The organism is Thiomicrorhabdus aquaedulcis (assembly GCF_004001325.1).
GTDB lineage: Bacteria > Pseudomonadota > Gammaproteobacteria > Thiomicrospirales > Thiomicrospiraceae > Thiomicrorhabdus > Thiomicrorhabdus aquaedulcis.
In genome coordinates this window covers 617651-633404 of record NZ_AP018722.1, presented here as the reverse complement: position 1 = coordinate 633404, position 15754 = coordinate 617651, and the positions used below count along the sequence as shown (strand labels likewise).

The 15754-nt window shown below is 45.8% G+C and carries 15 protein-coding genes, 1 pseudogene and 1 riboswitch; of the genes and pseudogenes, 9 read left to right on the top strand and 7 right to left on the bottom strand.

All coding sequences use genetic code 11. The features are described from left to right. The 6 genes and pseudogenes from pheS to EP181_RS02785 all read right to left on the bottom strand — a co-directional run bounded on the left by pheS (position 1) and on the right by EP181_RS02785 (position 5578). Positions 1–999 carry a phenylalanine--tRNA ligase subunit alpha gene (gene pheS / locus EP181_RS02810; protein WP_127470315.1) on the bottom strand — a complete coding sequence of 333 codons (999 nt, stop codon included), beginning with the start codon at positions 997–999 and terminating at the stop codon, positions 1–3. 156 nt (positions 1000–1155) lie between these two features. Next, entirely contained in the window at positions 1156–1512 is a 357-nt protein-coding gene (gene rplT / locus EP181_RS02805; RefSeq protein WP_127470314.1) for a 50S ribosomal protein L20, read from the bottom strand. Positions 1513–1526: 14 nt separating this feature from the next. After that, positions 1527–1724 (bottom strand): 50S ribosomal protein L35, encoded by a 198-nt coding sequence (rpmI, locus tag EP181_RS02800; protein ID WP_127470313.1) that lies wholly within the window; start codon positions 1722–1724, stop codon positions 1527–1529. A gap of 204 nt (positions 1725–1928) precedes the next feature. Beyond that, the gene (infC, locus tag EP181_RS02795; protein ID WP_197723406.1) at positions 1929–2480 is read right to left on the bottom strand and encodes a translation initiation factor IF-3; all 552 of its coding nucleotides are present in this window, start codon (positions 2478–2480) and stop codon (positions 1929–1931) included. A 95-nt stretch (positions 2481–2575) separates the two neighbouring features. Further along, a pseudogene (thrS, locus tag EP181_RS02790) lies at positions 2576–4506 on the bottom strand (threonine--tRNA ligase). A gap of 175 nt (positions 4507–4681) precedes the next feature. Then, the gene (locus EP181_RS02785; protein WP_127470311.1) at positions 4682–5578 is read right to left on the bottom strand and encodes an HDOD domain-containing protein; all 897 of its coding nucleotides are present in this window, start codon (positions 5576–5578) and stop codon (positions 4682–4684) included. A gap of 127 nt (positions 5579–5705) precedes the next feature. Beyond that, positions 5706–5824: riboswitch (TPP riboswitch) on the top strand. 131 nt (positions 5825–5955) lie between these two features. Between EP181_RS02785 and EP181_RS02780 the strand changes: the two genes are divergently transcribed. Genes EP181_RS02780 through pnuC form a run of 3 tightly spaced genes read left to right on the top strand, consistent with a single transcriptional unit; the run spans position 5956 to position 9016 of the window. Further along, positions 5956–8031, top strand: a complete 2076-nt coding sequence (locus tag EP181_RS02780; RefSeq protein ID WP_127470310.1) for a TonB-dependent receptor — start codon at positions 5956–5958, stop codon at positions 8029–8031. Positions 8032–8079: 48 nt separating this feature from the next. After that, positions 8080–8349 carry a hypothetical protein gene (locus EP181_RS02775; RefSeq protein ID WP_127470309.1) on the top strand — a complete coding sequence of 90 codons (270 nt, stop codon included), beginning with the start codon at positions 8080–8082 and terminating at the stop codon, positions 8347–8349. Further along, positions 8336–9016, top strand: a complete 681-nt coding sequence (gene pnuC / locus EP181_RS02770; protein ID WP_127470308.1) for a nicotinamide riboside transporter PnuC — start codon at positions 8336–8338, stop codon at positions 9014–9016. Before EP181_RS02775 ends, pnuC begins: the two co-directional genes overlap by 14 nt. A gap of 30 nt (positions 9017–9046) precedes the next feature. Here pnuC and EP181_RS02765 read toward each other — a convergent pair whose 3' ends face one another. Further along, positions 9047–10015, bottom strand: coding sequence for a phosphotransferase (locus tag EP181_RS02765; protein ID WP_127470307.1), 969 nt, complete (start codon positions 10013–10015; stop codon positions 9047–9049). A 189-nt stretch (positions 10016–10204) separates the two neighbouring features. On the opposite strand from EP181_RS02765, the gene EP181_RS02760 reads away from it, so the two are divergent. The 6 genes from EP181_RS02760 to EP181_RS02740 all read left to right on the top strand — a co-directional run bounded on the left by EP181_RS02760 (position 10205) and on the right by EP181_RS02740 (position 15740). Further along, positions 10205–10852, top strand: a complete 648-nt coding sequence (locus EP181_RS02760) for a protein-L-isoaspartate O-methyltransferase family protein (RefSeq protein ID WP_127470306.1) — start codon at positions 10205–10207, stop codon at positions 10850–10852. Between the two features lie 422 nt (positions 10853–11274). Further along, on the top strand, positions 11275–12732 hold the full coding sequence (locus EP181_RS02755; RefSeq protein WP_127470305.1) for a cytochrome c: 1458 nt from the start codon (positions 11275–11277) through the stop codon (positions 12730–12732). Next, the gene (locus tag EP181_RS02750; protein WP_232023487.1) at positions 12732–13757 is read left to right on the top strand and encodes a hypothetical protein; all 1026 of its coding nucleotides are present in this window, start codon (positions 12732–12734) and stop codon (positions 13755–13757) included. Before EP181_RS02755 ends, EP181_RS02750 begins: the two co-directional genes overlap by 1 nt. Positions 13758–13759: 2 nt before the next feature. Then, the gene (locus EP181_RS12180; RefSeq protein WP_232023486.1) at positions 13760–13978 is read left to right on the top strand and encodes a hypothetical protein; all 219 of its coding nucleotides are present in this window, start codon (positions 13760–13762) and stop codon (positions 13976–13978) included. A gap of 11 nt (positions 13979–13989) precedes the next feature. After that, entirely contained in the window at positions 13990–14412 is a 423-nt protein-coding gene (locus EP181_RS02745; protein ID WP_127470304.1) for a c-type cytochrome, read from the top strand. Further along, positions 14409–15740 (top strand): NAD(P)/FAD-dependent oxidoreductase, encoded by a 1332-nt coding sequence (locus tag EP181_RS02740; RefSeq protein ID WP_127470303.1) that lies wholly within the window; start codon positions 14409–14411, stop codon positions 15738–15740. The genes EP181_RS02745 and EP181_RS02740 overlap by 4 nt, the downstream gene beginning before the upstream one ends. Positions 15741–15754 lie beyond the last annotated feature (14 nt).

Below are 15754 nucleotides of genomic sequence, written 5' to 3'. Positions count from 1 at the left end.
TTAGTTAAATTGCTTTAAAAAACGTAAATCATTTTCAAAGAATTGGCGTAAATCTTTTACGTTATAGCGCAGCATCGCCAAACGCTCCACGCCCAAACCAAAGGCTAAACCGGTGTACTCCTCCGGATCAATGCCCACATTTTTTAACACATCAGGGTGCACCATGCCGCAACCCAAAACCTCTATCCAACGGCCGTCACCAAATAAATCGGTGGCAATATCCACTTCGGCCGAAGGCTCGGTAAACGGAAAATAGGACGGTCTAAAACGGGTTTTAAGATTATCGTCCTCAAAAAATTGACGTAAAAATTCAATTAATAAAGCACGTAATTGCGCAAAACTGGCGTTTTTCTCAATAATCAACCCTTCTACCTGGTGAAACATGGGTGTATGCGTTTGATCCGAATCGCAACGATAGACGCGACCAGGCGCAATAATGCGCATAGGCGGCTGTTTGTTTTCCATGGTTCTAATTTGCACACCCGACGTGTGCGTGCGTAATACCGTGGTTTCGTTTATGTAAAACGTGTCGTGCATGGCGCGCGCTGGATGAGTTTCTGGAATGTTTAAAGCTTCAAAATTATGCCAATCATCTTCAATTTCGGGGCCGGTTTCAATATCAAAACCCGCTTTTGAAAACAAGGTTTCAATGCGATGTAAGGTGCGAGTAACGGGGTGCAAACTGCCCACGTCCACGCCTCGGCCTGGCAGAGTGACGTCAATGGTCTCTTCGGCCAATTGTTTGGCGAGTTTTTCATTGTCCAGTGCATGCTTTTTAGCGTTTAAAAGTCCCTGCACAGCCTGTTTAGCGTCGTTAATAATCTGTCCGGCTTTAGGACGTTCTTCATCGGAAAGCTTGCCCAACATTTTCATCATGTCGGTCAGTTCGCCCTTTTTACCAAGGTACTGAACGCGAATTTCATCGAGTTTAACCAACTCAGTCACCGATGCAACGGCATCTTGTGCTTGAGCAATAATTTTTTGCAGTTGTTCTTGCATGCGTAACGGCCTCAAATCGATACCAAATGGATATTAAACAAAGTAGGCGCGCCGACCTACTCTCTTTAATATCCAATTCTTAACAAAAAAAATAGGGGACCTAAGCCCCCTAATGGTTGTAAACGGCCAAAGCCGCTTACCAAAACAACACAGCAATTACACTAAAGCGGCTTTCGCTTTTTCTGCAATGGCGCTAAACGCTACGGCATCGTGAATTGCAATATCCGATAGAACCTTACGGTCAATCGCGATACCGGCTTTGTTTAAGCCATCAATAAAACGGCTGTATGTCATTTGATTCATACGAGCTGCAGCGTTAATACGCGCAATCCATAGACGACGGAACTGACGCTTTTTAGTGCGACGGTCACGGTAGGCATACTGACCTGCTTTAATAACGGCTTGTTTAGCAACACGGAAAACCTTGCTGCGTGCGCCGTAGTAACCTTTGGCGGCTTTTAATACTTTATTGTGTCTGCGTCGAGCAACGACACCTCTTTTAACTCTTGCCATTTTCTAATCTCTCCTTACGCGTACGGTAACATACGGCGAACCATCGCCACATCATGATCATGAATCATACTTCCTGAACGCAACTGACGTTTACGCTTAGAAGATTTTTTGGTCAAAATATGACGTAGGTGAGATTGTTTACACTTGAAACGACCTGAGCCAGTTTTTTTGAAGCGCTTTGCAGCACTGCTGTTTGTTTTCATCTTTGGCATTGAATGAAACTCCGCATTTAGTGAATCCTATTAAAAGGTCACTTCTTTTTTAAAATGGCAACAAATAAAACATCATTGCCTTTCGGGTACAACGAACAGCACTGAGGTAGCTGCACCAGAAACTTGGCTAAAGCGTTAGCTTTAAACCAAGCCCCGACTGTTGTGTTGGTAAAAACTTAATTTTTATAAAATTAAAAAATTAAATTATTTACCTTTTTTTGTTGGGGCGACCATCATTTGTAATGAGCGGCCTTCCATTTTCGGCATCTGTTCAACGACGGCAACGTCTTGAATGTCCTCACGAATACGTTCCAACATCTTCATTCCCAGTTCCTTATGGGTGATTTCACGACCACGGAACCAAATGGTTACCTTGACGCGATCACCGTTATTTAGGAATTTCAGCAGGTTGCGTAGTTTGACCTGATAATCTCCCTCCTCAGTTCCTGGGCGAAATTTAACTTCTTTTACTTGCACTTGCTTTTGATTTTTCTTAGCTTCGTGCTGTTTTTTCTGTTGCTGGTAAAGGTATTTACCATAATCCATAATCTTACAGACTGGAGGCGTGGATTTAGAAGAAATCTCAACTAAATCTAACCCGGCTTCTCTCGCGGCTTCTAACGCCTCTTTAAGTGGAACTATACCGGCTTGCTGACCCTGAGCGTCCGTTAAACGAACTTCTGATGCGCTAATGGCTTCATTGATGTTATCTTTGGGTGCTTCAGGTTGCTGTGGTCTTCCACGGCCTCTTTTAATTGCGATAGCAATATCCTCCAGTTATAAAAAATTCTTTGGTGATCTGTGTAACTCAACCGTTTTATAAAACATTTTCTTAAATAATGATTAAAAAATTAGTTAGTTTGAGTTGCACGACCTAGGTTAGCAATGTCGGCGTTGAGCATGTCAATCACCTGCTGAACATTAAGGCTGCCTAGGTTTTCACCGCCACGCGCACGAACGTTGAGTGTTCCATCCGCCACTTCTTGATCGCCTACAACCAAAATGTACGGAACGCGCTGCATTGTGTGTTCGCGGATTTTAAACCCAACCTTCTCATTTCTCAAGTCCGATTCGACTCTAAACCCCTGTTTTTTCAGTTTTTTGCTGATTTCGATCACATATTCTTTGTGTGATTCAGAAATTGGCGCAATTACCAACTGGATTGGGGCTAACCAAGTCGGAAACTTGCCTTCGTAATGCTCAACTAAAATCCCTACAAAACGCTCCAACGAACCCAAAATAGCACGGTGAATCATTACGGGATGATGCTTTTCATTATCTTTGCCAATGTACACCGCGTTTAAGCGTTCGGCTTGCGTCATAGAGAAGTCTAATTGAATGGTGCCGCACTGCCACACTCGTCCAATACAGTCTTTAAGTTGAAACTCAATTTTAGGTCCGTAAAACGCCCCTTCACCGGGTTGTAAATCGTAGTCTAAACCAGCGTCTTTTAGCGTGGCTTCGAGCGCGCTTTCGGCTAAATCCCAAACGTCGTCAGACCCTACGCGTTGCTCTGGACGGGTTGAAAACTTAACCGCAATATTGTCAAACCCAAAGTCGGCGTAGGTTTCAAAGACTAGGTCGATACACGCCTGCACTTCTTGTTTAATTTGCTGTTCAGTACAAAAAATATGCGCGTCGTCTTGGGTAAACGAACGCACACGCATTAAGCCGTGCAACGTGCCAGAAGGCTCGTTACGGTGAACCGTACCAAACTCAGCAATGCGCACTGGCAAGTCGCGGTAACTGTGCAAATGGCGGTTGTACACTTGAATGTGACCTGGGCAATTCATGGGCTTTACCGCGTAATCACGATTGTCGGTTTCGGTGGTAAACATGTTGTTTTTAAACTTGTCCCAATGCCCCGATTTTTCCCATAAAGAGCGGTCTAAAATATACGGGGTGCGAATCTCTTCGTAATCGTTGGCCACCAATTGACCACGCATGTACTCTTCCACCACACGATACAACGTAGTGCCTTTAGGGTGCCAAAAGGCCATTCCCGGCGCTAAGTCTTCAAGGTGAAATAAATCTAAAGTTTTACCCAGTTTGCGGTGATCGCGTTTTTCGGCTTCTTCCATCATCACCAAATAGTCTTGCAGTGCGGGCTTGTCGACAAACGCCACTCCGTAAATGCGCTGTAACATTTTATTGTCTGAGCTACCGCGCCAGTAAGCACCGGCTACGTGTGTGAGCTTAAAGGCTTTAATAAAACCCATATTAGGCAGATGCGGGCCTACACACATGTCAATGTATTCTTGATGATGGTAAAAACCAAATTGGGTTTCTTCGCTTAAACCGTCTATAAGTTCTAATTTATAGTCTTCACCACGGTCTTTAAAAATTTGAATGGCTTCTGCGCGCGGGGTCATTTGTTTAACCACGTCGTACTTGGTTTTGGCCAAAGCCTCCATGCGTGCCTGAATACTGGCTAAATCGTCAGGGGCGATTTTTCTTCCATGTCGATATCGTAGTAAAAACCGTTTTCAATCACCGGCCCAATGGCCATTTTAATGTTTGGATACAGCTGCTTAAGCGCGTGACCTAAAAGGTGCGCGCATGAGTGGCGCATAATATGCACGCCATCGGCGTCTTTCATGGTAATAAGCTCTACGGACGCATCGCTTTCAATCACATCACTGGCGTCTTTAAGCTGGCCGTTAACACGCCCTGCCACCGTGGCTTTTGCCAATCCCGTGCCGATGCTTTGTGCTACTTGCATGACTGAAACAGGGTGTTCAAAAGATTTTGTCGAACCGTCTGGCAGGGTAATAATAGGCATGAATGTCTTCTCTTTGATGTTCTGTATTGTTCTAGGGGACGCGAACGCACTTAAAATTTAGCTAGGTATTTTAGCATTTTCTAATTTAGAACGGTTAATGATTTAACCGTTCTTGACGCTATATAAACATTACTTATTAAGGTTCGATACTTGACCAGGCCTGGTCAAAGGTTATTTAAGCCATTTCAAGGGCTTGCGCTTCGGATTGTGCGCGTTCAATCAGTTGGTCATATTGTTCAAGACTTAACCCCACGTACGCCAGCGCTGCTAATAACGTTTGAGTTGGATTGGCACGGTCTTCGGGCGATAAATCGACCACTCCGTTATCAAAACCCAGCCTAAAAACCGCTTGCTCGGCTAAAAAGGTTAAATACGCGTACGCTTTAAATTCGTCTGGGGCTTTGTGCGGCGCATGATGAAACGCCACCCCAACAATAATAGCTTTGGGAAACTTCCACTGTTGCAACAACCGCGCACTTAAAATGGGGTGTTGCACACCAAAAAACTCGGTTTCGGCGGCCAGCAATTTAGCCACATCAAAATCGGCCTGCTTAATAACATCTAAATACGCTGGCCGATTCTCAACCGCCATTAGATAGATGCCAATATCGTGCATAAGCCCGGCCAAAAAGGCCTCACCGGCGTTAAGATGCAATGCATTAGCCAAAGCTTGCGCCATAAACGCCGACAACATAGCGTGCTTTAAGAAATGCGCCTCGCTAAACGGCGGCTTACTTTTAAAACTGGTTTTGTAGTTTACGGCGTGCGCCATCACTCGCACGTCTTTTATGCCAATGCGCACAATGGCTTCGGACAAATCACTGATTTGCGTGCCCATAGAATATTTAGCGGTGTTTACCATGCCAATTAAACCGGCCGCCAATCGCGGGTCTAACGCAATCAGATGAACGACGTCTTGTATTTTTAATTCAGTATCGTGGGTTAACGCGTATTCGAGCTTAACCAATGCGTCTGGAAAATGCGGTAAATCGTCCAAATCCTTTAACCGCTCTAAAATGGCCTTACCCACCAAAGGCTGCGCAATATCTGTTTTAAGGGCGATGTCTATCATAAGTATTTACTCTAATTACTCACTTAATTTAACTCATTAAATTGCTGCGTAACAACAAGACTTTTTGACCAAGCAGTTAATTTTAAATGAAAACTGGCCGGGCAATACGATAGAATAATGCAAAATTTACAACGCCTAGGGGCGGCTTAGTATCAAGATACGATGGCCTGAGATTTCAGTACACTGAAAAACCCTATGAACCTGATCCAGATCATACTGGCGTAGGGACAGGCTAACGCTCATCATCAAACGTGCATTAACGTCATGCGTAACCGTTGAATATTGCTCTAATAATATTAACGATTATAAACCGTCCCTTTTGCTCATTTTGCCTGTGTTGCGCGCACCTGTCCTTTTATTTATTAAAAGGAACCACCATGCCAACACATCGCCCCAAACTCAGCTCTCTTAGCCTAGCGCTTGCCAGCGTCTCTACCAGCGTTTTTATAAGCGCACTTGCCACGCCACTTTACGCCGCAGAACAACTGCCCCAAGTAACCGTAAGTGCCGACCTGCGCGAAACTGCACAACAAGACATGCCTGCTTCGGTGAGTGTTTACACCCAAACCGACCTGCAAGACCAAGGTGCAACGCATTTTGATGACGTGTTATTAAAAACCCCCAACGTCAACTATTCAGGTCAAAGCTCACGAGCGCGTCACATTCAAATTAGAGGCATGGGCGAACGCGATGAATACACCGGCGCGCCCAACAGCAGCGTGGGTTTTGCCATAGACGACATCGATTTTAGCGGCATTGGCATGACCGGCAATCTTTTTGACGTTAAACAAGTCGAAGTTTTACGCGGCCCGCAAAACACCCGTTACGGCCAAAGTGCCATTGGCGGGCTGGTTAACATTCAAACCAACGACCCTACCGCCCATGAAGAAGGCATGGCCGAACTTACCCTGGGACAAGACAATTTAAAAGAATTTGGCCTAGTCACCAGCGGACCATTTAGCGCTAAAGAGGGTGCTCCGCAATACCGAATTTCGGTATTTAAACACGGCAGTGACGGTTTTAGAACCAACGACACGTTAGACAAAACCGACACCAACGGCCGTGACGAACTTAATGTGCGCGCCAAATTTCGTTTAACGCCAAACCCAAATACGTTAGTGGATGTGTCGCTGATTCACGCCGATTTAAACAATGGCTACGACGCCTTTGCACGCGATAACAGCTTTACCACTCTATCAAACGAACCCGGAAAAGACACTCAATTGTCTAACGCTGGCTCGGTAAAAGTCGTGTCCACTGCCAACCCCGATTACGTTCTTACCAGCAAAACCAGCTTGGCAAACTCGGACATGGTGTACAGTTACGATGATGACTGGACAGCCGATTCAATCGGTGCATACCGCAACGACAAAATGCGACGCACCGTAAGCCAAGAAATCAGGCTTACCTCTACCGAATCGTCACGACTATTTAAACAATCGACCGACTGGCTGATGGGCGTTTATGGCTCAAACCTTGAAGAAACCAACGATACTGAGTATTACGCCACATCAAGCAGTGAGTTTAGCTTGCAAAAAGTCGCTGGTTTTGGGCAGTTAGACTATGCAATGACCCCCAAAGCCACTTTAACAGGCGGGTTGCGGATTGAACAAAACACCAGTCAATTTAGCAACAGCAACAACGAAAATTACACCCCTGAAGAAACCTTATGGGGCGCAAACGTAAGTTACAGTTATAAATACAACGCCACCCATACTGCGTTTACCGGCATCACTCGCGGCTATAAAGCCGGCGGCTTCAATCCCGGCCAACCGTCTGGCACATCAAATGAATATCTACGCTTTGATGCAGAAACGTTACTCAACTATGAACTGGGCTTAAAATCAGACTTTGCCTCATTAGGCTTAAAAACCAATATTACCGCATTTTACATGGACAGAAGCAATCCACAGCTGGACGGTTATACCTATGACCCATCTTCGTTTACCAATTATGTTTTTTACACCGAAAACTTTGACTCCGCAAACAGCTATGGCTTAGAAGGTGATTTTTCATGGCGAGCGCACCGTTCGCTTACGGTGTTTGGTAGCTTAGGCTTAATGCAAACTCAAGTTAACGGAACTCCTCTAAACTCAGGGTTTACCATTAGCGGCCGTGAGGCGGCGCATGCGCCAAGCTATCAACTTAACGTAGGTGCAAAATACCGCCACGCATTAGGTTACTTTGCCCAAGCCGATGTAACAGGTGTTGATAGTTTTTATTTTGACAATACCCACAATATTCAATCGGATGCCTATCGCTTAATTAATGCACGCTTAGGCTATGAAACCAAAGACTACGAAGTATACGTATGGGGCAAAAACCTTACTGACGAAACCTACGCAACCCGCGGTTTTTATTTTGACTTTAATGCGCCCTATACTAACCCTTCTGAATACAATCGCCTAGGCGACCCAAGGCAAGTCGGTGTTACGGCTCGCGTGTACTTTTAACATGTGCTTACCGCAAACAAACCACTCAATATATAAACGAGAAAATCTATGAAAATTTCTGTCGACATCAGTATGTACCCGCTTACAGAGCAATATTGCCAACCCATTATTGCGTTTATTGACCGTTTAGAAAGTCACCCTTTGGTGAGCGTGCAGCGCAACAGTATGTCTACCCATATTTATGGTAACTATGTGGATGTAATGACCACGCTTAATGCAGAGATTTTGAGTGTTTTAGAACAGATACCTCAAACGGTGTTTGTGATAAAACTGATTGGCACAGACCGCGAAAAAGCCGTAATTGATGCTTGCAACTGATGGCGTATTTAACAACTTACTAGCCACTCTTGCCGCGCAATCTGGCTGGGAATGGTTGGCCGCAGGCTTGGGGATTCTGTACGTTATTCTAGCCGCCAAAGAATCCATTTGGTGTTGGCCGGCGGCGTTTATTAGCACGGCGATTTACACCTGGCTGTTTTGGTCAGGCCTGCTGCCAATGCAAGCGTTGCTTAACGCGTATTACCTTATTATGGCGGTGTACGGTTTTATTATTTGGCGCGGTCATAAACCCCGCACGGCAAATTCACCATTACCGCAAGCGTCGGTCACATCGCTTCAATCACCCCCTGCGCAAACAAACTTGGTTATTTCAACCCGCTCGTGGCCGTTTCATGTTGCGTTTGTATGTGTGGGCGTGCTGTTAAGCGTGGGGATTGGTGGGTATTTAGCCACATTTGAAAACGTGCGTTTGCCTTATTTAGACGCCACCGTTACGGTATTCTCTGTAATGAACACCGTGTTAATGGCGCGTAAAGTACTCGAAAACTGGTTATATTGGATAATAATTGATTCGGCCGCCATTGCACTGTATTGGCAAACCGGTTACTACGTTACTATTGTGATGTTTAGCGTTTATTTAGCGTTGGCCGTGTACGGTTATTTGCATTGGAAAAACCTCTACAAAAAACACTCCAAAACCAATTAACCCGCCGTCGTTGCAAGCACGCAACCCACCTCACTCATGCACGTCAAACGCATCAAACACCTCAAATACGTGCGGGTGCGCCATCCAATCGTGTAAATTGCACGAGCCTAACACCTGCATTTTGTACAGCAAAAACCGATACAACCCCCTTACCTTTTGTAAATTGGGCACATCGTGTACTTGGCCGTAGTGCTGCATAAACACCTTAGCGTGCGCAGGGGTAAGCAGGTATTCCAGCATCACCAGCTCTAGGGTTTTGGGTGCCCACACCATCGCATCCAAATCAACCAGGCCTGTTAACTGGCCGTTTTGCTGTAAAAACTGATCCCAACGTAAATCCACCATTAGCGGCACAAAAACCGATTCATTTAACTGCGCCAAATTGGCTTGCAATGCCAACCACACAGCACGTTCTTGCGCATCGTCACTTAGCAAGTTTTGCACGGTATTAAACAACTGACCAGGCCAGGCCAGCGCATTATTATCCTTGCTATCGTTGTCATCCTGGTTATTGGCTAAATGTAACGCCCCAAAATTCCGCTGAGTGTGCAAATGCAACTGCGCTAAATGCTGCGCCAACTGCTCAACCATAAGCGCTGTGACGTGATGCGCTTGCAGCGCGTTGCCTTGCATGCGTTCGGTTAGCAAAAACCCGGCAAAAGGCGCTTGTTCATTACCGCAAGCGTGCAACACCGGAACTTTCAGCAAACCCCAGCGCGCCATGTCTTTATAAGTGTGCTTAAAAGTTGCCAACTGTTGGGGTAAATTTAGCCCAAATAAGCCATGCATGCCGTTCCAAAAAACCGAATTTTTTAAATCTTGCGCTCGGCACAGTTTTAACACATAAGCTTTATTTAACGACTGGCTGTAAAGCGCCCAAAGGCTGTGCGTACTGTCTTCAAAGGCCTGAGGAATCGCTTGGCATTGCGTTACATGAGCAAACTCACCTTGCTTATCGGGGGCAATGTGCGTGTTAAGCCATTGGGTTAATGCGTTCAATTTAATGCCCCTTTTTTATAGGTTGTTTATGCAGAGTTTATGCGTCATTTTGGGGGTTATCGCCCAGGCTTAACAAATTCGGGTTAGCCTTGCTATTAATTTTGGATATAATAACGTGTTTGAAAGCCACACTTGTCACAATCCGCTTTTATCCAACTTTTATCCAAACCTCATTTTAAGGAACTTTTTATGAATTTAGAGCAAGCGCGTTTTTTCATGGTAGAACAACAAATTCGTCCATGGGATGTACTTGACCCTAAGATTTTGGATTTACTAATGGACTTGCCCCGCCATTTGTTTGTAGAAGAATGTAACGAGGCGTTGGCTTACGCCGACATTGAACTGCCTTTAGCGCATGGCCAAAGCATGATGTCGCCCAAAGTAGAAGCGCGGTTACTGCAAGCGCTGGACATAGACAGCCAAGACAACGTGCTCGAAATTGGCACCGGCAGCGGCTACTTAACCGCGTTAATGGCCAGTTTAGGCCAGCACGTTACCACGGTTGAGCTGTACCCCGATTTACAAGCCATTGTTAAAAATCGCTTAACCAGCTTTAAAAATATTGAATTTAAAGAAGGCGATGGCAGTCTTGATTGGCCAGATGAGCAAATGTACGACGTGATTGTGCTCACCGGCTCGGTTGACGCGGTACCGCAAACCTACAAAGAAAAACTAAATTTGGGTGGTCGTTTAGCGGTTGTAGTAGGTCAAGCGCCTGCCATGAGCGCGCAATTAATTACCCGTATTAGCGAAAGCGAATGGGAAACTGAGTTTTTATTTGAAACCGATTTAACCCCTTTGGTGAATGCGCACGCCAAACCCAAGTTTACGTTTTAACAACGCCCGCCATGTTGTAATTAGGGTAATCACGGCAGTCACTGTCGCAACATTACGGTTTAACGTCTCTATTTATAAACGTTAAACCGCTGTATTAACCCACGATTTATCACTAAAACCACCGCAGACAAACCGCTCAAGGTTATTTCAATACTCTGCAAACTCCACAAAAAAGCCTAAAAACCCTTGTTTTAAATCAGCCAGGCCTGGTTAATTCATCATTTCTTCATAATCAACGTCTATTGTGTGCGTTATATTACGCATTTAAATAGATTATCGTAAAATTTTTGCACTCATAAGTTTTACTATAGCCCCATCAATAAAATTTTTTAAATACCATTTCTAATGCAATTCCCTAAAATATCGTCAAACATAAGTTTAACTTATGCTACATAAACAATACTTATAGTAAGGAAATTCTCATGGACTTAATAAGCCTCTATCCTACTTGGTACGAACCCGGCGTGGGTTCTGGCTGGGTGGTCGGAATTATTGCCACGTTTCACGTACTGGCCTCGCACACCTCTGTGGGTGCGGCATTGTTATTTGCCTATTTATCGCATCGCGCCTACAAAGAAGACCGCGACGATTTATTAGACTTTGTTAAAAAATACGGACTATTTTTAATGGTCTTTACTTATGTCGCCGGCTCTATAACTGGCCCGGGTATTTGGTATTCGACCACCGTGGCCAGCCCTAATGGCATTGGCGCACTCATTCACTCGTTTGTGTGGAAATGGGCGACCGAATGGGTGTTCTTTGTCATTGAGGTGGTTGGGGTTTACATGATTGTCTACTTGGTAGGCAAAGTAGACAAAAAAACCCACATGAAAATCTCCGTTATTTTTGGTGCAGCTTCGTTGGCCACCATGATCATTATTGTGGGTATTTTGTCGTTTATGATGATGCCCGGCAAAGAGGCTTGGTTTGAAGATGGCGGCTACTTAAACGGTTTTTATGGTACCAACACCTTTATTCAAACCGGTATGCGCATGGCCTTTATGTTTACCATGACCGCGATTGTCGGCGGCATTGTGGTGGCCAGCATTAAAGACCCCGCCTTTAAAAAAGAGATGACCCGTAAATTGGGTTGGTTGGGAATTATTTCAACCCTTGTGGGTGCTGCACTGTTTCAATGGTATTTAACCTCGGTGCCTAGCCAAGCGTTGTTGGTAATGGAAAACCGTCTGCCCGACTATTTTGGCCCCAGCATTCTGATTGTATTGGCCGGTACACTGTCTTATTTTATTATTACCATGCTGCAACCCAAACTGCTGGTAGCGGGTTTTGCCGGCTTTATGACCGTCACTTTTTTGGTGGCCGGTTTATGGCCAGAAGAAACCGCACGTGAATCCATGCGTAAACCTTGGGTAGCAGGTCAATACGTCTATTCAAACCAAGTTATTGGTCGTGATGTGCCGGGTATGGACATTAAATCGCAGTTGCCTATTATTGAAAAAGTGGGCATTTTAAAAGCGCATCCGTTTACCCCTGACCACTTAAAAGAAGTGAACGCCGGCAATCAGATTCAAGCCGGAGAGTTTATCGCCATGACCTATTGCTCAAACTGCCATTCGCCCAGCGAAACCGGGATTCGTCCGCTGCATCGCTACTTTCCGCAAGACATTACGCAAGAGCGCATGGAAAGCTATGTTCGCGGTGTCCTTACCACTGGCAACATTGCCTACATGCCTAAAATGCCGATGATTGAAAGCGAAGTGCAATCCATATCAGCTTACTTGGTGCTAAACAAACAAGGTGGACAACCGGCAGTTACCGCAGCGATTCAAAGTGAAATTGCCGATCGTGAACGTGCGCTGGTTAAAACCGTTGCCGACGATAACGTTGCTCTGCTACCCTCTTTACAGGAGAACAAATAATGGATGCCGCACAAATTGCAGAAGTCACCCAGATGATGTACGCCCTGCGTAACCCCGCAGGCGTGCCCACCTACCCCATTATATTTGTAGGCTTAGGGGTGCTTACCTTTGCCTTACACATTCTATTTGTACAACTCATGTTAGGCACATCGGCCATTACTATTTTTGGCTCATTTAGCAACAACCCCTATTGGCGCAGACTGGCCGCGGCGATGCTTGAAATTGCTAAAGTGTCTGTCTCCGTAGCCATTGTGGTCGGCGTTGCCCCATTACTGTTTGTACAAGTGGTGTACGACCCACACTGGTACACATCAAACGTACTGTCTGCAAAATGGGTAATTGGATTTATTGTCATCTTAATTTTGGCTTACTGGGCTATGTACTTTTACTACTTTCAAAACAGTAAAAACAAAGACAAAACCCTTACGCCAAAATCACGTTGGTCGATGATTTTAAGCTTGGCGTTAATGCTGGTAGTGGGTTTTATTATGCACAGCTTAACCTCGCAAATGTTGCACCCAGAGCTATGGAAAACCTGGTACATGCAAAACAACAGCCTAGATTATTCTGGCTCAACCTTGCATGCCTACAACCTATGGCGCTTTGCGTTCTTTATCAGCATGGCAGTTCCGGTCGCCGGAGCCATGTTGGTGACATACCGTCGCTTTAAAATGGTTAGAGCCGACGCCGACCAGGCCTACTTAAGCTGGGCGGCAAACCTAGGAAAAACTTGGATTAAAGTCGGTTCAGTCATCTCAGCCTTATTGTACGTAGCGTGGATGATGACCCTACCCCAAACCGCTGGTGACTTTGCCACCTCTTTTTGGGGCATAGCGGGTGGTGTTGCAGTCATTTCTTATGCCGTTTGGGCGCAGATTCGCTTAAAAGGTGAAGCCAAGTTTTGCAGCTACATGGCATTGCCTATGGCGTTGGTCATTGGATTGGTGGTCGCCATTAGCCGTGAAATGCTGCGTTATGGCATTTTAAACGACTTCTTTAACTACAACTTTATGGACTACAAATAGTCATGGACTGGTATTCAACCGGACTGTTTTTCTTAACCTTTGCCATTGTGGGCGGCGGTACGCTTGCCTACTACCTAACCATTGCATGGAAAGCTGGACAAACCGTCGGCGTGTACACCCCCAGCGCCACGGTTGACAAAATGGGAACGGTGGTAATTTGGATAATGGCTCTTTGGGTTATTCAATTCTTTGCCGTTGGTTTCTGGGTTTGGGCTCAATAAAGGATACGATGATGAAATTACACAACACCTTATTTACCACCCTTGCGCTTAGCTGCACGCTAAGCAGTGGCGTGGTGCACGCCGAAGCTCAAAACCCGATGGCCACCGGTGAGGCCATGGCGTGGCAATGTGCGCCGTGTCACGGCACCAACGGTCAAGAGTTTTTAGAAGCCATGCCGCCCCTCGCCGGTATGCCGGTTGAACAATTTACCCAAGCCATGCTGGCTTACCGTGAAGGCACGCGCCCTGCGGTCATTATGGATCGCGTTGCGCGTGGTTTTACCGACGCCGAAATTGATGCCATGGCGCAATGGTTTGTAAAACAACCGCTTAAACAATGGGAAAACACCAGCTTAACCGAAGCCAATGCGGCGCAAGCGGCTGCTTTAAACGCAACCTCAGATGCCACAAAGTCGACTGGAGAACCAAAATGAGTCAACTTGAACACAAAACATTCAATCAAAAAATCACCCGTCGTGACCTCATTAAAGTCTTTGGTGCAGTGGCGGTAGCCGGTTCTGGTATTTTTGGTGCCAGCAAACAAGCCTTTGCTAAAAGCGCTGCACACGTTGTGGTGTTGGGCGGCGGTGTTGGCGGAGCGACCTTTGCCAAATATTTACGCTTTGCCGACCCGGACGTAAAAATCACCATTATTGAGCAATACCCAGAATACATCACCTGCTTACGCAGTAACGATGTGATTATTGGCATGCACACCTTGGACGAACTCACATTTAACCTAGACACCATTAAATCTAAATACAACGTCAACGTCATTATAGACACCGTTGTTGGTGCCGATTTTGATCAAAAAACCGTTCGCACGGCCAAAGGTCAATCCATACGTTACGACAAATTGGTGGTGTCGCCCGGAATTGATTTCAAATTTGAAGATTACGAAGGGTACACGGCTGAGATGGCTGAAGGTGATTTTCCGCACGCCTACAAAGCTGGCTCGCAAACCCTTAAGTTAAGAGAGCAATTATTGGCACTGCCACAAGGCGGCACCGCTATTATTGCCACGCCACAAAATCCGTTTCGCTGCCCACCTGGGCCTTACGAGCGCGCATCGTTTTTTGCCGAACACTTTAAACTGCACAACCCAACCGCCAAACTGATTGTGCTTGACCCCAAAGACAGCTTTACCAAAGATGTACCGTTTAAAAAAGCCTGGGAACGTTTATACGGTTACAAATCAGACAACGCGCTGATTGAATGGGTATCGGGTTCGGATGGCGGTCGCGTGGTGCGTTTGGACGCTAAAAACATGAGCGTTGAAACCGACGGAGGCGTATACAAAGCCGATTTAATCAACATCATTCCCAACCAACGTGCAGGCGCATTGGCGCAAAACCTGGGCTTAACCAACGCCTCAGGCTGGTGTCCTATCGAGCGCAACACCATGGAATCGTCTTTGCACAAAGAAGTCTATGTGTTGGGCGACAGCAGCATTGCCGACGCCATGCCCAAATCAGGCTATTCGGCCAACTCGCAAGCCAAAGTGTGCGCGCAAGCCATTGCCGACACCCTAAAAGGCGATGCGCCGGGCACCGCTATTTATTCCAACGTCTGTTACAGCTTGGCGGGACAAAACTACGGTGTATCCATTGCCGCCATTTACGAGGTACGGGATGGCTTAATTCAGCCCAAAGGCAAATCGGCTGGCGTATCCGAAATTACCGACAAAGCCGCACAACCCATTTTAGAAGCCGTGTATCAAAAAAACTGGCAACGTGAATTCGTTAAAGACGTATTCTCTTAATAAAGGTGAGGATT